Source organism: Streptomyces sp. NPDC021093 (genome assembly GCF_044333135.1).
Classification (GTDB): Bacteria; Actinomycetota; Actinomycetes; order Streptomycetales; family Streptomycetaceae; genus Streptomyces.
This window is the reverse complement of sequence record NZ_JBIRQJ010000012.1, coordinates 154,845-176,646: the sequence shown is the minus strand read 5'-3', so window position 1 is coordinate 176,646 and position 21,802 is coordinate 154,845. Positions and strand designations below refer to the sequence as shown.

At 70.6% G+C, this 21,802-nt stretch carries 19 protein-coding genes; 3 read left to right on the top strand and 16 right to left on the bottom strand.

All coding sequences use genetic code 11. The features are described 5' to 3' along the window. Window positions 1–3: 3 nt before the first annotated feature. From lepB (ACH4SP_RS33460) to ACH4SP_RS33420, 9 genes are all read right to left on the bottom strand, one after another. The gene (lepB, locus tag ACH4SP_RS33460; RefSeq protein ID WP_398420574.1) at window positions 4–852 is read right to left on the bottom strand and encodes a signal peptidase I; all 849 of its coding nucleotides are present in this window, start codon (window positions 850–852) and stop codon (window positions 4–6) included. Window positions 853–856: 4 nt separating this feature from the next. After that, window positions 857–1,963: a signal peptidase I gene (gene lepB, locus ACH4SP_RS33455; protein WP_398420572.1), complete on the bottom strand. Its 1,107-nt coding sequence runs from the start codon at window positions 1,961–1,963 to the stop codon at window positions 857–859. Beyond that, window positions 1,956–2,795 carry a signal peptidase I gene (gene lepB / locus ACH4SP_RS33450; RefSeq protein WP_398420570.1) on the bottom strand — a complete coding sequence of 280 codons (840 nt, stop codon included), beginning with the start codon at window positions 2,793–2,795 and terminating at the stop codon, window positions 1,956–1,958. The genes lepB (ACH4SP_RS33455) and lepB (ACH4SP_RS33450) overlap by 8 nt, the downstream gene beginning before the upstream one ends. Window positions 2,796–2,839: 44 nt before the next feature. Further along, window positions 2,840–3,190, bottom strand: a complete 351-nt coding sequence (rplS, locus tag ACH4SP_RS33445; RefSeq protein ID WP_389245118.1) for a 50S ribosomal protein L19 — start codon at window positions 3,188–3,190, stop codon at window positions 2,840–2,842. A gap of 128 nt (window positions 3,191–3,318) precedes the next feature. After that, complete coding sequence (gene trmD / locus ACH4SP_RS33440) at window positions 3,319–4,140, bottom strand: tRNA (guanosine(37)-N1)-methyltransferase TrmD (RefSeq protein WP_398420567.1); 822 nt, start codon at window positions 4,138–4,140, stop codon at window positions 3,319–3,321. Continuing rightward, complete coding sequence (gene rimM / locus ACH4SP_RS33435) at window positions 4,140–4,739, bottom strand: ribosome maturation factor RimM (RefSeq protein WP_398420565.1); 600 nt, start codon at window positions 4,737–4,739, stop codon at window positions 4,140–4,142. Before rimM ends, trmD begins: the two co-directional genes overlap by 1 nt. 190 nt (window positions 4,740–4,929) lie before the next feature. Further along, a complete protein-coding gene (locus tag ACH4SP_RS33430) occupies window positions 4,930–5,169 on the bottom strand; it encodes an RNA-binding protein (protein WP_362416302.1) in 240 nt (79 codons plus the stop codon). Window positions 5,170–5,171: 2 nt separating this feature from the next. After that, a complete protein-coding gene (gene rpsP, locus ACH4SP_RS33425; RefSeq protein WP_398420563.1) occupies window positions 5,172–5,612 on the bottom strand; it encodes a 30S ribosomal protein S16 in 441 nt (146 codons plus the stop codon). A gap of 191 nt (window positions 5,613–5,803) precedes the next feature. Next, on the bottom strand, window positions 5,804–6,397 hold the full coding sequence (locus ACH4SP_RS33420) for a hypothetical protein (protein ID WP_398420561.1): 594 nt from the start codon (window positions 6,395–6,397) through the stop codon (window positions 5,804–5,806). Window positions 6,398–6,935: 538 nt separating this feature from the next. On the opposite strand from ACH4SP_RS33420, the gene ACH4SP_RS33415 reads away from it, so the two are divergent. After that, window positions 6,936–7,778, top strand: coding sequence for an SAM-dependent methyltransferase (locus tag ACH4SP_RS33415; protein ID WP_398420559.1), 843 nt, complete (start codon window positions 6,936–6,938; stop codon window positions 7,776–7,778). Between the two features lie 144 nt (window positions 7,779–7,922). Here the strand turns inward: ACH4SP_RS33415 and ftsH are convergent, their stop codons facing one another. From ftsH to ACH4SP_RS33385, 6 genes are all read right to left on the bottom strand, one after another. Continuing rightward, the gene (ftsH, locus tag ACH4SP_RS33410) at window positions 7,923–9,854 is read right to left on the bottom strand and encodes an ATP-dependent zinc metalloprotease FtsH (RefSeq protein ID WP_398420557.1); all 1,932 of its coding nucleotides are present in this window, start codon (window positions 9,852–9,854) and stop codon (window positions 7,923–7,925) included. 100 nt (window positions 9,855–9,954) lie between these two features. Then, a complete protein-coding gene (gene ffh / locus ACH4SP_RS33405) occupies window positions 9,955–11,511 on the bottom strand; it encodes a signal recognition particle protein (RefSeq protein ID WP_398420555.1) in 1,557 nt (518 codons plus the stop codon). A 188-nt stretch (window positions 11,512–11,699) separates the two neighbouring features. Beyond that, on the bottom strand, window positions 11,700–14,129 hold the full coding sequence (locus ACH4SP_RS33400; protein ID WP_398420554.1) for a [protein-PII] uridylyltransferase: 2,430 nt from the start codon (window positions 14,127–14,129) through the stop codon (window positions 11,700–11,702). A 28-nt stretch (window positions 14,130–14,157) separates the two neighbouring features. Beyond that, window positions 14,158–14,496: a P-II family nitrogen regulator gene (locus ACH4SP_RS33395; RefSeq protein WP_398420552.1), complete on the bottom strand. Its 339-nt coding sequence runs from the start codon at window positions 14,494–14,496 to the stop codon at window positions 14,158–14,160. Beyond that, window positions 14,493–15,914 carry an ammonium transporter gene (locus tag ACH4SP_RS33390; protein WP_398420550.1) on the bottom strand — a complete coding sequence of 474 codons (1,422 nt, stop codon included), beginning with the start codon at window positions 15,912–15,914 and terminating at the stop codon, window positions 14,493–14,495. The genes ACH4SP_RS33395 and ACH4SP_RS33390 overlap by 4 nt, the downstream gene beginning before the upstream one ends. 256 nt (window positions 15,915–16,170) lie before the next feature. After that, complete coding sequence (locus tag ACH4SP_RS33385; RefSeq protein WP_398420549.1) at window positions 16,171–17,646, bottom strand: hypothetical protein; 1,476 nt, start codon at window positions 17,644–17,646, stop codon at window positions 16,171–16,173. A 493-nt stretch (window positions 17,647–18,139) separates the two neighbouring features. Between ACH4SP_RS33385 and ACH4SP_RS33380 the strand changes: the two genes are divergently transcribed. Then, complete coding sequence (locus ACH4SP_RS33380) at window positions 18,140–18,793, top strand: bifunctional DNA primase/polymerase (protein WP_398420547.1); 654 nt, start codon at window positions 18,140–18,142, stop codon at window positions 18,791–18,793. A 118-nt stretch (window positions 18,794–18,911) separates the two neighbouring features. Here the strand turns inward: ACH4SP_RS33380 and ftsY are convergent, their stop codons facing one another. After that, a complete protein-coding gene (gene ftsY / locus ACH4SP_RS33375) occupies window positions 18,912–20,129 on the bottom strand; it encodes a signal recognition particle-docking protein FtsY (RefSeq protein ID WP_398420544.1) in 1,218 nt (405 codons plus the stop codon). A gap of 199 nt (window positions 20,130–20,328) precedes the next feature. On the opposite strand from ftsY, the gene ACH4SP_RS33370 reads away from it, so the two are divergent. Beyond that, window positions 20,329–21,783, top strand: a complete 1,455-nt coding sequence (locus ACH4SP_RS33370) for a cytosine permease (protein WP_398420542.1) — start codon at window positions 20,329–20,331, stop codon at window positions 21,781–21,783. Window positions 21,784–21,802 lie beyond the last annotated feature (19 nt).

The following is a 21,802-nucleotide window of genomic DNA, read 5'->3' as shown; positions in this document are numbered from 1 at the left end:
ACCCTACCCGGCGGTACGCCCGCGGGTCAGCCTCCTGCGGCGCCAGAGCACCACCGGCACCGCACCCGCCAGACCGAGCGCTCCGGGGGCGGCCGACGCGGCAGCCGCGGTGGCGCTCGCGAGGCCGGGCTGGTCGAAGGTGTCCGGCACGGGCAGGGTCGACCAGCGGCTGATCGGCCAGGCCACGACCACGGCCCGCCCGACGACCTCGTCGTTGTTCACGAAGCCCTTGGTGGGGAGGTTCTGGTGGTAGCGGGAGTCCTCGGAGTTCTTCCGGTTGTCGCCCATCACCCAGATCTTGCCGTCGGGCACCTTGAGCGGGCCGAAGGGCTGGTCGTCGCACGGGGTGCCCTGCGGCGAGATGTACGACTTGTCGTCCAGAGCCTTGCCGTTGACGTGCACCGAACCGCCGGTCTTGCACTCCACGGTGTCGCCGCCGACCGCGATGACCCGCTTGATCAGGTCCTTGTCCTCGGCGGACGGCATCAGGCCGATGAAGCTCAGGACGTTCTGTACGACGTTGGGCTCCTCCACCGGGGTGTTGAGCCAGTTGCCCGGGTCGTGGAACACCACGACCTCGCCGCGCTCCGGCTCCGCACCGAACCACGGGGTCAGCTTGTCGACCAGGACGCGGTCGCCCTTCTGGAGGGTCTCCTGCATCGACTCGGAGGGGATCGAGAAGGCCTGCACCAGGAAGGTCTTGATCAGCAGTGCGAGGAGGAGGGCGATGCCGATCAGCAGCGGCAGTTCCTTCCAGAAGGAACGGGGCTTCTTCTGGCTGCCCCGGTGACCGTCCTCGCTGCTGCCGTCGTGCGCGCCGCTGTCCTGCGGGCCGTTCTCCGTGTCGCTCAACTCTTCACCGCTCCGCTGCTCCCTCGCCTGGCCCGGGGTCACGGACGGGGACGCATCGGCACGCCGTTCCGGCTCGGGCTTTTCCTCGGGTCCGTCGTGTCCGGACCGGGCACCGACCGCCACATCCCCCACGTCCACTCCTCACTCCGTGCCACCGCCCGCGCCCGAGAAGGCGCAGGCCCACCACTCCCATAACGAGCGGGAGTTCCCCTGGGCTCGGGAGTAGGACCTGACGATCCTGGGACGCCACCTTATTCGACGGTTCCGGGGCCGCCGCCGTCCCGGCGCGCGGTTCGGGGACGCGGGCGAAGGTCTCGGGGACCTCCAGTCGGCGCCAGTGCCCGATCGGCCAGGCGATGACGACGGCCCGGCCCAGTACGTCCTGCTCCGAGACCGTCCCCTGGTACTTCTCGTCCAGGTGGTACCGGGAGTCGGCAGAGTTCGACCGGTGGTCCCCCAGTACGAAGACCCGTCCCTCGGGGACCTTCACCTCGAACGGGATCTTCGACGGCCGGTCGTTCGGAAAGACATAGGGTTCACTGAGCGGTACGCCGTTGACGGTGACCTGACCATTCTTGTCGCAGCACCGCACGGTGTCCCCGCCGACCGCGACCACCCTCTTGATGAGGTCCTGTTCGTCGGCCGACGGCAGCAGTCCGATCCAGGTCAGCCCCATCTTGACCTGCTTGACCACCACCGGGTCCTCCTTCTCCGGGGCCGCTTCCTTCTCCAGCCAGCCACCCGGGTCCTTGAAGACCACGACCTCACCGCGCTCGGGACGCGACCCGAACCACGGGGTCAGCTTGTCCACCAGCACCCGGTCGCCGATCCGGATCGTCTGTTCCATCGAGCCGGACGGAATCACGAAGGCCTGCACCAGGAACGTCTTCAGTACGAGCGCGATGAGCAGCGCCACGACTATGAGGACGGGTATCTCCTTGACGGCGGACCTGCGCCGCCGCCGCTTCACCTTGCGGGCGAGCTTCCGCCGCTCCGCCCGTCCCGGCCCCGTACGCCCGTCGCCACCGACGGCGGCGGCAGGCGTGGTGGGCCGGCTCCCCGTCGGCAGCGGGACGTCCTGCGCAGCCCGGTCCCGGCCGCGGCTACCCATGGGACCCGGCGGCCGGCGCCCGTACGTGCGTGAAGGCGTCCGAGCGCTCCAGCGAGCCCCACCGTCCGACGGGCCAGCCGAGCCAGTCCGTGCGGCCTATCACCCGGTCGACCGGCACCATGCCGCCGCCGGGGCTGCCCAGGTGGTCGCGGGAGTCGCTGGAGCGGGACCTGTGGTCGCCCATCATCCACAGCTTCCCGTCCGGTACGACGATGTCGAAGGGCACCCGGGACGCACTGTCGCCGGGATACAGATACGGCTCGTCGACGCCCTGCCCGTTCACCTGGATCCTCCCCCGCTTGTCGCAGCAGACCACGCGGTCGCCGCCCACCCCCACCACCCGCTTCACGAAGTCGGTCTCGGCGGGCTCGGCGATTCCGAGTGCCGCTCCCGCCCAGCGCAGCGCCCCCGTCACGGGATTGACCGCGGGCTCCTCCCGTACGAACGATCCCGTGCCGTCGAAGACCACCACGTCCCCGCGCTGCGGGACGGCCCCGAAACGGTACGCCAGCTTGTTCACCAGGACCCGGTCGCCGACCTGGAGCGTGGGCTGCATCGAGGTGCTGGGGATCAGGAACGGCTGCAGTACGAAGCCGCTGAACAGCAGCAGGAAGGTGAGGCACGCGAAGGCGAGGAACACCGGCCGCCGCCACGGGGTCCGGACGGTGTGTCCGGACAAGGCTTCGTCGCCCTGCTCGGTTTGTCCAGACAAAGCCTCGTCGGCCTGTTCCTCCTGTCCGGCCAAACACGCGGAGCGCGACCGCTCGCCGTCCCGGTTGCCGGGGACGGCGGAGCGGTCGCGCTCCGGGTGCTGTGCTGCTTCGGTGTCCATCGGATCCGAGCCTATCCGGCCGGTCCTGGACGCCGGAGGCGCGATCAGTTGTCGCGCTTCTCCTTGATCTTGGCGGCCTTGCCGCGCAGCTCGCGCAGGTAGTACAGCTTCGCGCGACGCACGTCACCACGGGTGACGACCTCGATCTTCTCGAAGATCGGGGAGTTCACCGGGAAGGTGCGCTCGACGCCGACGGAGAAGGAGACCTTGCGGACCGTGAAGGTCTCGCGGACGCCCGCACCCTGGCGACGGATGACTACACCCTTGAACTGCTGCACACGGGAGCGGTTGCCTTCGATGACGCGCACGTGAACGTTCACGGTGTCACCGGGGCGGAAGGCCGGAACGTCGCTGCGGATCGAGGCAGCGTCGACGGCGTCGAGCAGGTGAGACATGTTGTCTGCTTTCTTCGCTGATGCCACAGGTCATCAGCGGCATATCGGAGATGAAAAGGAGTGCCGGTCACGTCGGACGGGCGTCGTTCCCCCTGTGGCAGGGGCGCACGCGGACGGACAGCAGCTGCTTATTCTTCCACGGCCTCGGGGTCCGGCCCAAATCGGCCGTCGGGCCCCGGCCGCCAGCCCAGGATGGAGAGCATTTCGCGGTCCTTCTTGTCGAAGGCCGCGGGGTCCGTGCGCTCGATCAGGTCCGGCCGGTGGGCCGCGGTCCGGCGGAACGCCTCGTCCCGCCGCCAGCGGGCGATCTTCCCGTGGTGCCCGCTGAGCAGTACGTCGGGGATGGTGCGCCCGCGCCACTCCGGCGGCTTCGTGTACACGGGCCCCTCCAGGAGGTTGGCCATCGCGCCCGGGGCGAACGAATCGTCCTGGTGCGACTCCGCGTTGCCGAGTACGCCGGGCAGCAGCCGGGCGACCGCCTCGGTGATCACCAGGACCGCCGCCTCGCCGCCCGCCAGCACGTAGTCCCCGATGGAGACCTCGTACACCGGCATCCGGGTCGCGTACTCGTCCATGACGCGGCGGTCGATGCCCTCGTACCGCGCCGGCGTGAAGATCAGCCAGGGCCGCTCGGAGAGCTCGACCGCGAGCTCCTGGGTGAAGGGACGGCCGCTGGGCGTGGGGACGACCATCACGGGACCGTGCGCGCCCGCCTCGTACCCGTCGGCGAGCGCCTGGTCCACGCACGCGCCCCACGGGTCGGGCTTCATGACCATGCCGGGACCGCCGCCGTAGGGGGTGTCGTCGACGGTGTTGTGGCGGTCGTACGTCCACTCGCGCAGATCGTGCACCTGGACGTCGAGGACACCGCGGGCGCGGGCCTTGCCGACGAGGGAGACGTTCAGCGGTTCCAGGTACTCGGGGAAGATCGTGACGACGTCGAGACGCATCAGTTCGCGTCCTCTTCGACGGCCTCTTCGGCTTCGACGGCCTCTTCGGCGGTCTCTTCCGCATCCCTGGCGGAGGCCACGACCGCCTGGCTGTCGTCGATCAGGCCCGGCGGCGGGTCGATGACCGCGCGCTGCTCCTCCAGGTCGATCGAGGTGACGATCTCCTCCACGAACGGGATCATCACCTCGCTGCCGTCCACGCGCTCCACGATGAACAGGTCCTGCGAGGGCAGGTGCGTGATCTCCGTGATCCGCCCGATCTCCGTGCCGTCGGCAAGAACCACGTCGAGGTCGACGAGCTGGTGGTCGTAGAACTCCTCGGGGTCCTCGGGACGCGCCTCGGGGTCGACGTCCGCGATCAGGAGGGTGTTGCGCAGGGCCTCGGCCGCCGTGCGGTCCTTGACGCCCGTGAAACGCACCAGCAGCCGGCCGCTGTGCACCCGGCCGGTCTCGACGGTCAGCGGGCCCACTCCTGCGGGATCCGTGGTCAGTACGGCGCCGGGCCCGAGCCGAAGCTCCGGCTCGTCCGTGCGCACCTCGACGGTGACCTCGCCCTTGATTCCGTGGGCGCGGCCGATCCGCGCGACTACCAGCTGCACTCTCGTTCTCTCCTGTTCGTACCTGTTCTCGTACCTGTGTGTACGACTGTCTCTCCGACAGAAATGCCGTGCTCTCCGGCAGAGGCCGTGCCCTCCGGCGGGAACTGTGCTCTCGGGCAGAAACGACAGCGGGCCGGGGCGGGCCTCAGCCCTCCCCGGCCCCTGCCGGTAATGCTCTACTGCCTGATGCTCAGTTGGCCTGGTCCACGTCGACGAGGTCGACGCGAATTCCACGGCCACCGATGGCCCCCACGACGGTGCGCAGGGCGCGGGCGGTACGGCCGTTGCGGCCGATCACCTTGCCGAGGTCGTCGGGGTGCACCCGAACCTCAAGGACGCGTCCGCGACGCAGGGTGCGCGAGGCGACCTGCACGTCGTCGGGGTTGTCCACGATGCCCTTCACGAGGTGCTCAAGAGCCTCCTCGAGCATGCTCAGGCCTCGGTCGACTCAGCGGCGGCGTCAGCCGGGGCCTCGTCCGCCTTCTTGTCGGCCTTCTTCGCCTTCGGGGTGATGGCCTCGCCCTTGGCGTCGCCACCCTCGAGAGCCTTCGCGAAAGCGTCGAAGGAAGCACGCTTGTCTTCCTTCGTCGCCGGCTGCAGCAGCGGCGCCGGGGCCGGAAGGCCCTTGTGCGCCTGCCAGTCGCCGGTGAGCTTCAGGATGGCGAGGACGGCGTCGGTCGGCTGGGCGCCGACAGACAGCCAGTACTGCGCACGCTCGGCGTTGACCTCGATGCGCGAGGGGTTCTGCACCGGGTGGTACAGGCCGATCTCTTCGATGGCACGACCGTCACGACGCACGCGGGCGTCGGCGACGACGATGCGGTAGTGAGGCGAACGGATCTTGCCAAGGCGCTTCAGCTTGATCTTGAGCACTGGAGTGGTCTCTCCTGGTATTGACGTGGTTGGGCACAACGGGATGCCACGTGGGGTTGCGGTACTCGGGGTGCCCGATGGACGCGTCAGCCGGAGGAGAGAGGGGTCCTGTGCGGCTGTCGAGTACAGCTGTCCATTGTGCCACACACCAGCGAAGCGCCGGTCCCCGGCCGGGGGCTCGGTCGACGGCCTCAGCTCGCGGCGCCCACCACGTCCGGGATGCGGAACGGCTTGCCGCAGCCGCCGCACACGATCGGGGCCTGGGCCAGCACCGAAGGCACGACGCGGACATTGCGCCCGCAGTCGCAGACGGCCTTGACCCGCACCCCTCCCCCGGAGGATCCGTGCCGGGCGGCGGGGCCGCGGAAGGAGCGCTTGGTGTCCGCGGCCGTGGCGACCGTGTGCGCCTTCAGCGCGCGGGACAGTCGCTCGATCGTGGGACGGTAGCGTCGCTTCGCCTCGGGGTTGAGCGCGACCAGGGAGAATCCGCTGCTGGGATGCGGCTCCTCCGGGTGGTCCAGGCCCAACTCCTCGGCGATCGCGAGGAATCGGCGGTTGTGGTAGCGACCGGCACGCGAGGTGTCACGGACGCCGCGGGCTGCGGCGATGCCGTGGACTGCCTCGTGCAGCAGTCGTTCGAAGGAGAGAGCCGCGCCGCAGGCGGACGAGGACTCTCCGATCAGGGACTCGGGCGCGGCAAGATCGGGCAGCTCGGGGTGGTACCGCTGGATGTCGGCCCACGCCTGCGCCAGTTCTGCGGCGAGGACAGGTGGTGTCGTGCTCACGACGTGACAACGAGCCGGAGGGCCCCCGTGTTCCTATTCCGGGGCATCCCAAATAATTTGCACGTACCAGTCAGTTCCCGCTGATGCTTCCCGACGAGGGAGGGTGCGCCGATCTGCGGAGGACCCACGCAGCTCGCGTCAAGCCGGTACGTATCCACGGGTACGTCCCCGCATGTACCCGAACTGCCTGCTGGGAGGCGGCAGTCGGCTCCCGTGGCACGTGCGCCGTCCGCGGTCCCTGCTCCGGCCCACCGGAACGGCCGAACCCGGGGCCGACAGTACCGGCGCTCCGGAACCGCCCGCACACCGGCCGGGGTGCGTCGGACAGACGCCGTACGTCCGTCCGCCCGTACGGGGGCGCAGCCGGGGCGGTCGGTGGGGGCGCACGCACGGAGCGCGCAAGCATTGCCCGCTGCCCACTGGACGTGGGGACGGATGCGGAGTTCCCTGACATACGGGGGGATGTGCCGACGCGCACGCAGCACGGGGGTTGCACACCGGAGCACGACCGACCTCTCGGCGGATTGGGGCGCTTTCGATGACACCGACGCTCGTCCAGCACCACCCGAACACGACCTCGCCCACTGCGTACACGCGCGTGTGTACGCGCGCGCGTGACTGGGCCGAGATCCAGGAACGGATGCTGGTTCCGCTCTACGAAGCGGTGTACGAGCGGCTTGAGGTAGGCCCTGCCACCCGGCTGCTCGGCCTCGACTGCGGCGCGGGCCTGGCCCTGCTCGTCGCGGCCTCCCGGGGTGCGAAGGTCACCGGCGTCGACACCGATCCCGCACTGATCGCGCTCGCCCGCGAACGGCTGGTCGACGGCGCGGTCGCCCCGGACACGGCGGCCGCCGTGATCCACGGCTGCCCCTCGGACGCCACCGGCCCTGCTCCGTACAACCTGGTGACCGCCTTCGAGCCGATCGGCTGTGCGGCCGGCGACACCGACGGCCTCACCCCGGCGCTCGACGCCGCCGTGCCGCTCGTCGGCCGCGGCAGCGCGGTCGTCCTGACGGGCTGGGGTCCTCCGGAGCGCTGCGCCACGTCGGCGGTGCTGCGGGTGGCGTGCCGGCTGACCGACACCCTGCGTACGTCCGGCGGCTGGCGGCCCGCGCTGCGGGACGACCTGGAGGACGTGGCGGCGCGGGCCGGACTCAAGCCGGACGGATCGGGGCGGGTGGCCTGCCCCTTCGGGTACGGCGACATGGACAGTGCGGTGCGCGGGCTGCTGTCCACCGGCCTCTTTGACGCGGCGGTACGGGCGACCGATCCGGCGCAGGTGGAGAAGGAACTGGCGGAGGCGCTGCACCCGCATCTGCGCGCGGACGGGACGGTGTGGATGCCGAACGTCTTCCGGTATCTGATCGCCCGCAAGCCCTAGCTCTCGCCCGCAGGCCGTAGCTCTCGCGGCAGCCGCGGCTCGTCGCGCGGGAGCCGTGGCTCGCCGCGCGACCCTCCCTGTCGCGCGCCCTCCTCAAAGAGGCGCCGCACTCACCACGAAGGCGCCGCGCTCCTCATAGAGGCGTCACGCGTCCGGCTTCGTCAGGCGCGTGATGCCCGCCGCGCGGTACGCCGCCGCCTCCTCCAGGGTCTCGTTCTCCAGCAGCGCCCGGGAAAGGGCGTCCAGCTTGGGCCGGTTCTCCTCCAGGAGGCGCAGCGCGTCGGCGTAGCACTCGTCGACGATGCGGCGCATCTCGCTGTCGACCGCGTCGAGCGTCGCGGGGGCCGCGGACAGTCCGTACGCCTGCTGCGCATCGGACGGGATCGCGGTGAGACGGCCGACCCGCTCGCTCATCCCCCAGCGGCCGACCATTCCCCTGGCCAGGTTGGTGACCTGTTCCAGGTCGTTCTCGGCACCCGTCGTAATCACCCCGAAGACAACCTGCTCGGCTGCCATTCCGCCGAGCGCGCCGATGATTCTGCCGCGTAGGTATGCCTCGGTGTACGCGTACTTGTCGGCGTCCGGCGTGGAGAGGGTGACGCCGAGTGCCCGGCCGCGCGGCACGATGGTGATCTTGCGGACCGGGTCGGCGCCGGGCTGCACCATGCCGAGCAGGGCGTGTCCGCTCTCGTGGTAAGCGGTCCTGCGGCGCTCCTCCTCGGGCATGACGAGCGGGCGTTCGGCGCCGAGCTGGACCTTCTCCAGGGCGTCGGACAGGTCGGACTGGGTGACGGCGGTCTGCTTGCGCTTGACGGCGAGGAGGGCCGCCTCGTTGGCGAGGTTGGCGAGGTCCGCGCCGGTCATGCCCGGTGTCGTACGGGCCACCTGGGCGAGGTCGACGCCTTCGGCGAGCGGGATCGCCCGGGTGTGGATCCTGAGGATGGCCTCGCGGCCGCCCCGGTCGGGCGGGCTGACGGTGACGACGCGGTCGAAGCGGCCCGGGCGGGTGAGGGCGGGGTCGAGGACGTCGGCGCGGTTGGTTGCGGCGATGACGACGACGCCCTCGGAGCCGGAGAAGCCGTCCATCTCGGTGAGGATCTGGTTGAGCGTCTGCTCGCGCTCGTCGTGGCCGCCCATGCCGGAACCGCCGCCGCGGGCGCGGCCGATGGTGTCGATCTCGTCGATGAAGATGATCGCCGGGGCGACCTTGCGGGCCTCCGCGAACAGCTCGCGCACCCGCCCCGCGCCCACGCCCACGATCATCTCGATGAACTCCGAGGCGGAGGCGGAGAAGAACGGAACCCCCGCCTCACCGGCGACGGCCCGCGCGAGCAGGGTCTTTCCGGTGCCGGGCGGACCTGCGAGCAGTACGCCGCCGGGCATCCGGGCACCCAGTTTCCGGTACTCCTCCGGATGCTTGAGGAAGTCGACGACCTCCGACAGCTCGCCCTCGACCTCGTCGATGCCGGCGACGTCCTCGAAGGTGGTCCGCTTGTCGGCGGCGACGTCGACCGGTTTGGGCGGCGCCTTCCGGCCGAGACCGCCCATGCCACCGCCGCCCATGCCACCGCTCATCCGCCGCGCGATGACCACCCACAGCGCCACGAGCAGCAGCATCGGCGCGAGCGAGATCAGCAGGTTGGCGAGGAAGCTGCGCTCCTCGACGACCGGCTTCGCGGTGACGGTCACACCGTCCTTCGTCAGCTCGTCCCAGAGCTTGTCGTCGGCGAAGGCCGGGCGCTGGGTGACGAACTTGGTGTACTTCGCGTCCTTGTCGCCGTCCGGAACGGCCTGTTCCTTCTTGAGCTCGCCCTGGATCGCGTCGCCCTTGGAGTAGATCTTGGAGACGTTGTTGGAGGTGACCTGCTTGCTGAACTCCGTGTACGCGATCGTGGGCTCGTCGCCCTCGTTGAAGAAGCCCAGCACGATGTTGGTGAGCAGATAGACGAGCAGCGCGGTCATCGCGAGCCTGCCCCAGCCGCCGGGCATCTTCTTCTTCTCGGGCGGCGGTGGCGGCGCACCCTCCGAACGCCACGGCTGGTCAGGGGTCTGGCGCGGCGGCACAGGGTTGCTCATATTCGGACGTTACGACAGAAAAACACCGTGGGCACCCTCGGAAGAGGGCGCCCACGGTGTCGTACGAAAGCCGTCCGGCCGGTCCGGCCGGTACCGGCCGTCAGCCCATGAACTTCTTGAACTCGTCCGGGAGCTCGAAGTCCTTGCCTTCCTGACCCGCCGGAAGACCGAACGCGCCGCCGTTCTGCGCCGCCTGCTCGCGCCGCTCGGCCGCCGCCTGCTCCTCGGCCTTGCGCTTCATCGGGTTGCCGCTCTTGCGCTTGCCCTTGGCCTGCTTGATCTGCTTCTTCTGCTTGCCGGGACCGCCACCCATCCCGGGCATCCCCGGCATGCCGGGCATTCCGCCGCCCTGGGCCATCTTGGACATCATCTTGCGGGCGTCGAAGAACCGCTCCACCAGGTTCTTCACCGCGCTGACGTCGACGCCGGAGCCCTTGGCGATACGGGCGCGGCGCGAGCCGTTGATGATCGTGGGCTCGGCGCGCTCGCCCGGGGTCATCGACTTGATGATGGCCGCGGTGCGGTCCACGTCCTTCTCGTCGATGTTGTTGATCTGGTCCTTGATCTGCCCCATGCCCGGCAGCATGCCGAGCAGCTTGGAGATCGAGCCCATCTTCCGGACCTGCTCCATCTGGGCCAGGAAGTCGTCGAGCGTGAAGTCCTTGCCCCCCTTGGAGGACGACAGCTTGGAGGCCATTTTGGCGGCCTCTTCCTGGCTGAACGTCTTCTCCGCCTGCTCGATGAGGGTGAGCAGGTCACCCATGTCGAGGATGCGGGAGGCCATGCGGTCCGGGTGGAACGCGTCGAACTCGTCCAGCTTCTCGCCGTTGGAGGCGAACATGACCTGGCGGCCGGTGACGTGCGCGATGGAGAGCGCGGCACCACCGCGGGCGTCGCCGTCGAGCTTCGAGAGCACGACGCCGTCGAAGCCGACGCCGTCGCGGAAGGCCTCCGCGGTGTTGACCGCGTCCTGACCGATCATCGCGTCGACGACGAAGAGGATCTCGTCCGGGCTGACGGCGTCGCGGATGTCCGCGGCCTGCTGCATCAGCTCCTGGTCGATGCCGAGGCGGCCGGCGGTGTCGACGACGACCACGTCGAACTGCTTGGTCTTCGCGTACTCGACGGAGTCCTTGGCGACCTGGACCGGGTCGCCGACGCCGTTGCCCGGCTGGGGCGCGTAGACCGCGACGCCGGCGCGGTCGGCGACGACGCTCAGCTGGTTGACGGCGTTGGGGCGCTGGAGGTCGCAGGCGACGAGGAGCGGGGAGTGGCCCTGCCCCTTCAGCCAGAGGCCGAGCTTTCCGGCGAGGGTCGTCTTACCGGCACCCTGGAGACCCGCGAGCATGATCACGGTCGGGCCGGTCTTGGCGAACCGGAGGCGACGGGTCTCGCCGCCGAGGATGCCTACCAGCTCTTCGTTGACGATCTTGACGATCTGCTGGGCCGGGTTGAGCGCCTTGGAGACCTCGGCACCCGCGGCGCGCTCCTTGACCTTCTTGATGAAGGCCCGGACGACGGGCAGGGCGACGTCCGCTTCCAGCAGCGCGATACGGATCTCACGGGCGGTGGCGTCGATGTCCGCCTCGGACAAGCGGCCCTTGCCCCGGAGATTCTTGAAAGTCGCGGAAAGGCGATCGGAGAGGGTATCGAACACTGTGGTCGCAGATCCTCGGGTTGGGGGCGGAGTCCTTGGCCCCCCAGAGTATCCGGCCCGCCGAAACGTCAGTCCCCGCCCGCTGGTTTTCGGCGGACGGGGACCGATGGCCCAGGGGCGGGGACTGTGAGCCCCAGGGGCGACGGCGTTCCGTGAGGTGCGTGGGAAGGCGCCGTTCCCTTCGTGCCTCACCGCAAGGCGTCCTCCAACGCCTTGGCCACCCGCGCCGCTTCACCGCCCGGCAGTGCCGCCCCCTCCGGGTCCGTGACGTAGACCGTGTCCACCGCGCTCGCCCCCAGCGTCGACACGTGCGCACTGCGCACCCGTACCCCCGCCGCGTCCAGCGCCCGGCCGATCCTGTGCAGCAGGCCCGGGGCGTCCTGGGCGCGCACCTCCAGGACCGTCGCGTGCCGGGACGCCGTCGGGGCGACCGTCACGCGCGGCGCGGGTGGCTGGCTGCGCCGCCGCGCACGTCCGGTCGCGTACGCCTTCTCCCGCTCGGCCAGCCGTGCCCGCAGGTCCAGCGACCCGTCCAGCGCCCGTACGAGATCCGCCCGCAGCCGCGTCGCCTCCGGGAGCCCCCCGTACGCCGCCGCCACCCGCCAGTCCAGCAGCAGGACGGGTGCCGCCCCCGCCAAGGGGGGCTCCGCCGAGCGCAGTTCGGCCGCCCGCACCGTCAGCCGGTGCATGGCGAGGACCCCCGCCACCGCCGGCAGCACCCCCGGCTGGTCGGGGACGGCGATCACCAGCTCGACCCCCAGCCCGGCGTCCCCCTCCTCCCGCGCCCGCAGCGCCAGTACGGGCCCGCCCGTGCGGTGCGCCTCGATCACCAGGCGTTCCTGCTGCGCGCTCAGAGCGACCGGTTCCGGATCCGGCAGCGGGTCCCCCGCCAGCACCGCCACCACCCGCTTCACCAGGTCCGTGACGAGCGAGGCCCGCCACGCCGACCACGCCGCGGGCCCGGTCGCCAGCGCGTCCGCCTCCGTCAGCGCGTGCAGCAGCTCCAGCGTCGACACCGATCCGACCGCCTCCGCGACCGACCGCACCGTCGCCGGGTCGTCCAGGTCGCGCCGCGTCGCCGTCTCGACGAGCAGCAGGTGATGGCGGACGAGGGTGGCGACGACCGCCACGTCCGCCGCGTCGAAGCCGATCCGGGCCGCCATGTCGCGGGCGATGGTCTCCCCTGCCACCGAGTGGTCGCCGGGCCAGCCCTTGCCGATGTCGTGCAGCAGCGCGGCCACCAACAACAGGTCGGGCCGCCCCACCCGGCGGGTGAAGCGCGCCGCCTGCACCGCCGCCTCAATGAGGTGACGGTCCACGGTCCAGGTGTGCACGGGGTTGCGCTGCGGCCTGCACCGCACCCGCTCCCAGTCCGGGAGGAGCCGGGTGACCAGCCCCTCCGCCTCCAGCGCCTCCCACACGGGCACCGCGCTCTCCCCCGCCCCGAGCAGCGTGACCAGTTCCTCGCGGGCCTCGGCCGGCCACGGCACGGGCAGCTGCGGGGAGACCTTGGCCAGTTGCCGTACGGCATGGAGGTTGACCGGCAGCCCGGCCTGCGCCGCTGCGGCCGCCGCCCTCAGCGGGAGCACCGCGTCCCGCTCCGGCCGGGCGGTGCGGGCGAGGACCGCCTCGCCGTCCTGTTCCACGACCCCGTCGGCCAGCGGCGTCCGGTCGGGTGCGGGCCTGCCGCCGAGGAGCGCCTTGAGCCTCGGCCGTACGGAACGGGACCTGAGCACTCGCTCGACCTCCCGCCACGTCACGTCGCTCGCGTACGACAGCGTGCGCCCCGCCTCGTACACCTTCCGCAGCAGTACGTCCGCGTCGAGGAGGCCCAGTGCGGCGGCGACCTGGTCCTGCTCCTGGAGTGCGAGGCGGTCGGTGGCCCGTCCGGTGGTGAGGTGCAGTGCGTCGCGTACGTCGAGGAGGGTGCGGCGGGCTTCGGCGAGGCCCTCGCGCGGTGCGTCGGCGACCCAGGAGGCGGCGACGGCGCGCAGGGCGGTGGCGTCCCTCAGTCCGCCGCGCGCCTCTTTGAGGTCGGGTTCCAGGAGGTACTGCAACTCCCCTGCCCGCTCGGCCCGTTCCCTGCCCAGCTCGCGCAGTTCGGGCAGCCGCCGCACCGCCTGGTTGCGCCAGTCGGCGAGGACGGTGGTGCGCAGGGCCGTCGTGAGGCCGAGGTCTCCCGCGACGTGCCGGGCGTCGAGGAGGCCGAGGTGGACCTTGAGGTCGTCGCCCGCGACCTTGCGGGCCTCGCCCGGGGTGCGTACGGAGTGGTCGAGGGCGATCCCGAGGTCCCAGACCGGGTACCAGACGCGGTCGGCGAGGGCCGAGACCGCGGCCGGCGAGGAGCCGTCGTGCAGCAGGAGCAGGTCGAGGTCGCTGCGCGGGGAGAGTTCACCGCGCCCGTACCCGCCGACGGCGACCAGCGCGGCGGACCGCACCCCCGATTCGCGGGCGGCGATGCGGAACAGCTCCGCCACCCATTCGTCGGTGATGCGGGCGAGGGCGGAACGGCGCGGCGGCCCGGACCGCGACTCCTCCTGGAGGAGTCGCAGCCGGGCCGCCGCATAGCCGCTGGGTCCCGGGGGGTTCGGTTCTTCGGTCACTTCCACGCTCGTCACCCAGTGGCTCCCTAACTGTTCGGAACGGTTACAGCGCGTCAGGCCCGCGCTCGCCGGTCCGTACCCGGACCGCCGTCTCCACCGGAACGCTCCACACCTTGCCGTCGCCGATCTTGCCGGTGCGGGCCGCCTTGACGACCACGTCGATCAGTTGCTCGGCGTCCCCGTCCTCGGCCAGGACCTCGATACGGATCTTCGGTACGAGGTCGACGGTGTACTCGGCGCCCCGGTAGACCTCGGTGTGCCCGCGCTGGCGGCCGTAACCGCTGGCCTCGGTCACTGTCAGACCCTGGACCCCGAAGGCCTGCAGCGCCTCTTTGATCTCGTCGAGCCGGTGCGGCTTGACGACCGCCGTGATCAGCTTCATGCGTCCACCTTCTTGCTCGTGCCATCAGCGGGGCCCGCTTCGGCAGCTGGGCCCGCCTCGGCAGGGGGACCGGCTTCAGCGGCGGGGCCGGCTGCGACGGTCGGACCGGGGAGGGGAGTGCGCGGGGCCGCGCCACCGCCCGCCCCGGTGAAGTCGTATGCCGTTTCGGCGTGCTCGGTCCGGTCGATGCCGGAGACCTCGACGTCCTCCTCGACCCGCATGCCCATGGTCTTGTCGATGACGAGGGCGAGGAGCGCGGAGGCGATCAGGGAGTAGGCGAGGACGGCGAAGACGCCGATCGCCTGCTTGCCGAGCTGTTCGAGGCCGCCGCCGTAGAAGAGGCCCTTGGCGTCGGACTGTACGCCGCCGGTCGCGAAGAACCCGACGAGCAGCGAGCCCAGCACACCGCCGACCAGGTGGACGCCGATGACGTCCAGCGAATCGTCGTATCCCAGCCTGTACTTGAGGCCGACGGCCATCGCGCACACCACACCGGCGACGACACCGATGGCGATCGCGCCGAGCGGCGAGCAGGAGCCGCCGGACGGGGTGATCGCGACGAGGCCCGCGACCGCACCCGACGCGGCGCCCAGCGTGGTGAACGCGCCGTGCCGGATCTTCTCGTACGCCAGCCAGGCGAGCATCGCCGCCGCCGTCGCCACCTGGGTGTTGATGAACATGACCGCGCCCACGCCGTCGTCGTTGCCCAGCCACGAACCGGCGTTGAAGCCGAACCAGCCGAACCACAGCAGCCCCGCCCCGAGCATCACCAGCGGCAGGCTGTGCGGCCGCATCGGGTCCTTCTTGAAGCCGACCCGCTTCCCGATGACGAGGATGACGCCGAGGGCCGCCGCACCGGCGTTGATGTGGACCGCCGTGCCGCCCGCGAAGTCGATGACGCCCAGCTCGAAGAGCCAGCCGCCCGCGCCCCACACCCAGTGCGCGACGGGGAAGTACACGACGGTCACCCAGAGCACGACGAACAGCGCCCAGGCGGTGAACTTCACTCGGTCCGCGAGCGCACCGCTGATCAGTGCGGGGGTCAGCACGGCGAACATCAGCTGGAAGACGGCGAAGACGTACACGGGGATCGTGTAGCCGTCCCACAGCTCGGTGAGGCCGATGCCGCTCAGTCCGACGAAGTCCGAGCTCCAGCCGATCACGGAGCCGATGTCGTCGCCGAAGGCGAGGCTGAAGCCGAAGAGCACCCACAGGACCGTGACGATCCCGAGGCTGATGAAGCTCATCATCAGCATGTTCAGGGTGGACTTGACGCGGACCATGCCTCCGTAGAAGAAGGCGAGGCCGGGTGTCATCAGCATCACCAGGGCGGAGCAGATGAGCATGAAGCCGGTGTTGGCGGCGGACAGCGTCGGAGCGTCTGCGGCAAGCGTCAACGTCGTGATGCCTGGGGGCATCGGCGTCTCCTCGTCCTCGGGGCGGCCAGTGCGGGGTGGCTGGTTATGGACCCAGAGAGTGGCGGAGCGCGGTTTCGGCGGATGGAGCTGGATGTTTCGCCGCAGTGACGATGGCGTCGTGCGTGTTACGCGGAAATGAACAGGCCGATCATCCCGGGTGGACATGGACCGACCGCGACAGCCGCCCGGGTGACCTGGCGTGGGGGAGCCGAGTCGGGCTTCATCGGGTTGCTGTCGCGGCCGGGGTAGGTGCGCCCTACACCGCTTCGGCGGCTTCGGGCAGCTGTGCTCCCAACTGGTCGGTGAGATCGTGCACCTCGGCCACGTCGCCGAATTCCCGGACGGCCCCTTCGACCGTCTTGCGGAGCCGGTTGTTGACCCGCTCGGACCTGACCATCCCCGCGACGGTCAGGGCTTCCTGCGAGTACCGGACGGCCTGTTCGGGCTCCCTCTTGAGGAGGTGCACGGTGGCCATGCCGATGAGATTCAGTGCGTACGACCGCTGATGCTCGGTGTCCTTCCCGAAGAGCTGTACGGCGCGCTCCATGACGGGCTCGGCGAGCGAGGCGTACGTCGGGCTGCGGCCGGCCACGTAGGCGAGGTCGCGGTAGGAGTGCGAGTTCTCGCCGTTGAGTTCGGCCTCGGAGAAGAAGCGGATCCAGTCGGGATCGCGCTCGTCGTCGAGTCCGGCGTCGGTGAAGGTGTCCTCGGCCATCCGCACGGCCCGTTTGCACTTGCTGGGCTGGCCCATGTTGGCGTACGCCCGGGCCTCCATCGCATACAGCATGGCCTGGGTGCGCGAGGTGGCGCAGTCACGGCTGCCGTACTGGGCGAGATGGACCAGTTCCAGTGCGTCGTCGGGGCGCCCGAGGTGGATCATCTGCCGGCTCATGCTGGAGAGGATGTACGAGCCCAGGGGCTTGTCGCCCGCTTCCTTGGCGGCGTGCAGGGCGAGCACGAAGTACTTCTGGGCGGTGGGCTGGAGCCCGATGTCGTAGCTCATCCAGCCCGCCAGCTCGGCCAGTTCGGCCCCGCACCGGAACAGCCTCTTCGAGGTGGCGGTGGACTGCGGTTCCTGGAGCAGGTCGGTGACCTCGTGCAGCTGGCCGACGACGGCCTTGCGGCGCAGTCCGCCGCCGCACTGGGCGTCCCACTGGCGGAACATCACGGTGGTGGATTCGAGGAGTTGCAGCTCCGGCTCGGACAGTCTGGACGGCCGGCGGGAGGTGGCGGACGACTCCGCGGGCCCGGGGTCGCCCGGCGTCGAGGGGACCAGCCAGCGCTGCATCGGCTCGATGAGCGCGGGCCCCGCCGACAGGGCGAGGGAGGAGCCGAGGAAGCCCCGGCGGGCCAGCATCAGGTCGCTGCGGGAGAACTCGCTGAGCAGCGAGACGGTCTGCGGCCCGGCCCACGGGAGGTCGACGCCGGACACGGAGGGCGACTGGTGCGCGGCGCGCAGACCGAGGTCCTCGATGGCGACGACGGAGCCGAAGCGCTCGGAGAACAGCTCCGAGAGGATGCGTGGAATGGGCTCGCGCGGGTTCTCGCCGTCCAGCCAGCGGCGCACCCGGGAGGTGTCGGTGCTGATGTGGTGCGCGCCCATCTGGCGCGCCCGGCGGTTCACCTGGCGCGCCAGCTCGCCCTTGGACCAGCCGCTGCGCGCGAACCACGAACCGAGCTGCTCGTTCGGGCGCTTTCCAGCGTTTCCACCACTAGCGGTGCTGCCGCCCACGGGAGCGCCCCCATTCCGTCGCCCGGAGCGGGCCGCACACCGCGCTCCGGAAATCCTGTGCGTACACACATCCTCCGTGTGAACCCCTTACAGAATGCCGTGAGTTGGGCCCTTCTGTCCGCAGAATGCGCCCCCTCGAACGGGAATCCGGCTTGCCTCCGGCATACCCATGAATGCGCGCACCTCCGGGGTCCATGCACCGAAAGTAATCCTACGATCACCCCTCCGGCGAGGGCACTTACAGAAACGCCACCATTCGCCACCCCTCCGAGTGAACTCCCCTGCGGGCAGGCGCGATTCACTTGACACAGGACGATCAGGAGCGGGTGGAGCGACGCACGCCGGAGCGCGCGCGGCCTCCGCACCACCCCGGGCGTCCCGGAGCGCCGCCGAGGCCGGATCGGCGGTACCGCCGACATGACGCGGCATGACGGAGTGTCATCGGCCTGTTCCGCGTCGTAACCACCGGCGAGTTCGACCCGTTGGAGGGGGCATGGGCTTCACGATCGGCGGCATCCGGGACATGCGCTCCGGCACGCGGCGGCGCGGCCGTACGTCAGAGGGCACGGCGGTGGCGGAGTACACCGGACTGTGGGGCTGGGACGTCGTCCCGGGAGCGAGGGCCGCGGCGGGCGTCTGCTCCTGCGGCGACGCGTCCTGCCCGGCGCCCGGCGCCCACCCCTTCGACTTCGCGCAGGTGGTGCCCGCCGGGGCGACGCTGGACGAGGTGACGGCGGCCTGGGCGCAGTTCCCCGGCGCCGCGGTGCTGTTGCCGGTGGGCAGGTCGTTCGACGTGCTGGAGGTGGCGGAGGCCGCGGGCCGGCGGGCGCTGATCAGGCTGGAGCGGATGGGCATTCCGCTCGGCCCGGTGAGCGTGACGCCGGACGGCCGCGCGCACTTCTTCGTGGCGCCCGGCGCCGCGGCGGCGCTGCCGGAGCTGCTCTACCGGATGGGCTGGGACGACGCGGACCTGGACCTGCGCTGTCTGGGCCCCGGTTCGTACGTCACCGCTCCCCCGTCGGACCACGCGGGCCTGGGCCACGTCCAGTGGCTGCGCCCGCCGTCCCTCGACACGGCGACGAAGCCCCCGCAGGCACGACTGCTGCTGGGCACGCTGGCGTACATCTGCCACCGGCACCTGGCCTGACGGCCGTACGTATGAGGAGGGGCGCCACCTGAATTCAGGTGGCGCCCCTCCTCATACGTACGCGTCCGGACCGAAGTCCCTCGCACGACCGGACCGAAGTCCCTCGCGCGTCCGGGACTCAGTCCCCGATCAGCGCGTCCACGAATGCCTCCGGCTCGAACGGAGCCAGGTCGTCCGCGCCCTCGCCGAGACCCACCAGCTTCACCGGTACGCCCAGTTCACGCTGGACGGCGATGACGATGCCGCCCTTGGCGGTGCCGTCGAGCTTGGTCAGCACGATGCCGGTGATGTCCACGACCTCCGCGAACACCCGCGCCTGGACCAGGCCGTTCTGCCCGGTGGTGGCGTCGAGTACGAGCAGCACCTCGTCGAGCGGGCCGTGCTTCTCGACGACGCGCTTGACCTTGCCGAGCTCGTCCATGAGCCCGGTCTTGGTGTGCAGGCGTCCCGCCGTGTCGATGAGCACGACGTCCGCGCCCTCGGCGATGCCTTCCTTGACCGCGTCGAAGGCGATCGACGCCGGGTCGCCGCCCTCCGGGCCCCGTACCGTACGGGCGCCCACCCGGTCGCCCCAGGTCTGGAGCTGGTCGGCGGCGGCGGCACGGAAGGTGTCGGCCGCGCCGAGCACGACCGAGCGGCCGTCGGCGACGAGCACGCGGGCGAGCTTGCCGGTGGTGGTGGTCTTGCCGGTGCCGTTGACGCCGACGACCATGACGACGCCCGGGGTGTCGACGCCGCTCTCCGTCTTCACGGCGCGGTCGAAGTCGGTGCCGATGAGGTTCAGCAGCTCCTCGCGGAGCAGGTTGCGCAGTTCGTCGGGGGTGCGGGTGCCGAGGACCCGGACCCGCTCCCGCAGGCGCTCGACGAGCTCCTGGGTGGGGGCGACGCCGACGTCGGCGGTGAGGAGGGTGTCCTCGATCTCCTCCCAGGTGTCCTCGTCGAGGTTGTCGCGCGAGAGCAGCGTGAGCAGACCCTTGCCGAGCGAGTTCTGGGAGCGGGCGAGCCGGGCGCGCAGGCGGACCAGGCGGCCGGCGGTGGGCTCGGGCACGTCGAGCACGGGTGCTTCGGGCACCGGCTCGACGACCGGCTCCTCGGCGGCGACGGGCGCGTCGGGAGCCGCGGGGAGGTCGACCTCCTCGATGGTGCGGCGCGCTTCGTCCTTCGGCGGAGCGGCGTCCTCGCCGACCTGAGGTTCGGCGGGCGGGGCAGTGATGGTCGGCGTGCTCGGCGGCGTGGAGGGCGGCAGCTGCTTCTTCTTGCGGCTGCTGACCACGAGCCCGCTGATCGCGCCGACCGCGACCAGGGCGATGACTACAGCAAGGATGAGGATGTCCATAACCCCCCCAGTATCGGCCACCGGGCATCCCCGGGCCCTCCTTGGCACTTCCTCCAAGCGACATACCCCTTTTCCGGGGCGCAGTCGGGTCAAAGTACGATGGCCGCACCCCTATCCACGCGCGTAGAGTCCAAACCGATTACTCCCCCACCGGCCCGCAACGTCGCGCGCCGAGCGAGAGGCACGGAACCCCCACACCATGAGCACCACTGCCGAACCCACCGCCGCATCCGAAGGCACGGTCGAGACCCGAGGACTCGAACCGGTCCCCGACAACGAGCGCAACGGTCACGTCCGTGAGCTGTTCCCGACCTGGGTGGCGGCGAACATCAGTGTGCTGCTGCTCACCATGGGCGCCGGGCTGATCGTGTTCAACGGCCTGAACTTCTGGCAGGTGCTGGTCGTCGCGATCACCGCGCCGATCGTCTCGTACGGCCTGGTGGGCCTGATCTCGATCGCCGGCAAGCGCGGCGGCTCGCCCGGCATGGCGCTCTCGCGGGCCGTGTTCGGCCAGCGCGGCAACCTCTTCCCCGGTTCGCTGATCTGGGTGGCGCGCTGGGGCTGGGAGACGATCAACGCGGTCACCGGTGCGTACGCCGTCCTGACCGTGCTCGACCTGCTCTTCGGTGTGAAGAGCAACACCACCCTCGTGGTCGTCACCCTGCTCCTCTTCGTGGCCTGCACCTTCGTCGTGTCGGGTCTGGGCATCAACGCGCTGCGCGTCTGCCAGAAGTGGTCGACGTACCTCTTCGGCGTCTTCAGCGTGCTGGTCCTCGTCTACCTGATCGCCAACACCGACTGGTCGTCCGTCTTCGCCAAGCCCGCCGGTTCGACGGCGATGCTGATCGCGGGCATCGGCACGATCGCCGCGGGCGGCATCAGCTGGGTCCCCTCCGGTCCCGACTTCACCCGCTACCTGCCGCGCAACGCCTCGTCGAAGGGCATGGTCGGTGCGTCGATCGGCGGCGCCGACATCGTCGTCCTGCCGATGGTCCTGATGGGCGCGGTGATGGCGGTCTCCACCCCGAACCTGGCGAGCGCGCAGGACCCGGTGTCCTTCATCGGTGAGCTGCTGCCGATGTGGATCTCCGTTCCGTACCTGGTCATCGCCCTGATCGGGATGCTGCTGATCAACTCGATGTCGATGTACTCGGCCGGTTTCACCGCGCAGACCCTCGGCATCAAGGTGCCGCGCGCCTGGGCGGTCAGCGTGAACGCGATCATCAGCCTGATCTTCGGCTTCCTGCTGATGGTGGTGGCGACCAGCTTCATCGGCTCGTTCATCTCGTTCCTGACGCTGCTCGCGGTGGCGTTCTCGGCGTGGATCGGCGTCTTCGGCGTCGACATGCTCAAGCGCCGTTCGTACGACGGCGAGGCGCTGATGGACACCACGCGCACCAGCGCGTACTGGTACAGCGGCGGCTTCGCCTGGTCCGCGATGATCGCGTGGGGCGTGGCGCTGGTGGTCGGTCTGCTCTTCACGAAGGTCGAGTGGTTCACCGGCCCGCTGGCCACCACCTGGCTCGGCGCGAACGGCCTCGGCTGGGTCGTCACGATCGTCGCCGCGGCCGTCCTGTACGCGGTGCTGCCGCGGGCCCAGGCCCCGGAGCCCGGCCCCAAGTCCACCGAGGCCGCCGAAAGCCTGTCCATCTGACGCATCGCCAGCTAACGTC

What these genes read in the sequence shown, in the direction of transcription:
- lepB (WP_398420572.1), bottom strand. Translation starts at nt 1,963, where the DNA reads ATGGGTAGCCGCGGCCGGGACCGGGCTGCGCAGGACGTCCCGCTGCCG.
- lepB (WP_398420570.1), bottom strand. Translation starts at nt 2,795, where the DNA reads ATGGACACCGAAGCAGCACAGCACCCGGAGCGCGACCGCTCCGCCGTC.
- rplS (WP_389245118.1), bottom strand. Translation starts at nt 3,190, where the DNA reads ATGTCTCACCTGCTCGACGCCGTCGACGCTGCCTCGATCCGCAGCGAC.
- trmD (WP_398420567.1), bottom strand. Translation starts at nt 4,140, where the DNA reads ATGCGTCTCGACGTCGTCACGATCTTCCCCGAGTACCTGGAACCGCTG.
- ACH4SP_RS33430 (WP_362416302.1), bottom strand. Translation starts at nt 5,169, where the DNA reads ATGCTCGAGGAGGCTCTTGAGCACCTCGTGAAGGGCATCGTGGACAAC.
- ACH4SP_RS33415 (WP_398420559.1), top strand. Translation starts at nt 6,936, where the DNA reads ATGACACCGACGCTCGTCCAGCACCACCCGAACACGACCTCGCCCACT.
- ftsH (WP_398420557.1), bottom strand. Translation starts at nt 9,854, where the DNA reads ATGAGCAACCCTGTGCCGCCGCGCCAGACCCCTGACCAGCCGTGGCGT.
- ACH4SP_RS33395 (WP_398420552.1), bottom strand. Translation starts at nt 14,496, where the DNA reads ATGAAGCTGATCACGGCGGTCGTCAAGCCGCACCGGCTCGACGAGATC.
- ACH4SP_RS33390 (WP_398420550.1), bottom strand. Translation starts at nt 15,914, where the DNA reads ATGCCCCCAGGCATCACGACGTTGACGCTTGCCGCAGACGCTCCGACG.
- ACH4SP_RS33380 (WP_398420547.1), top strand. Translation starts at nt 18,140, where the DNA reads ATGGGCTTCACGATCGGCGGCATCCGGGACATGCGCTCCGGCACGCGG.
- ftsY (WP_398420544.1), bottom strand. Translation starts at nt 20,129, where the DNA reads ATGGACATCCTCATCCTTGCTGTAGTCATCGCCCTGGTCGCGGTCGGC.
- ACH4SP_RS33370 (WP_398420542.1), top strand. Translation starts at nt 20,329, where the DNA reads ATGAGCACCACTGCCGAACCCACCGCCGCATCCGAAGGCACGGTCGAG.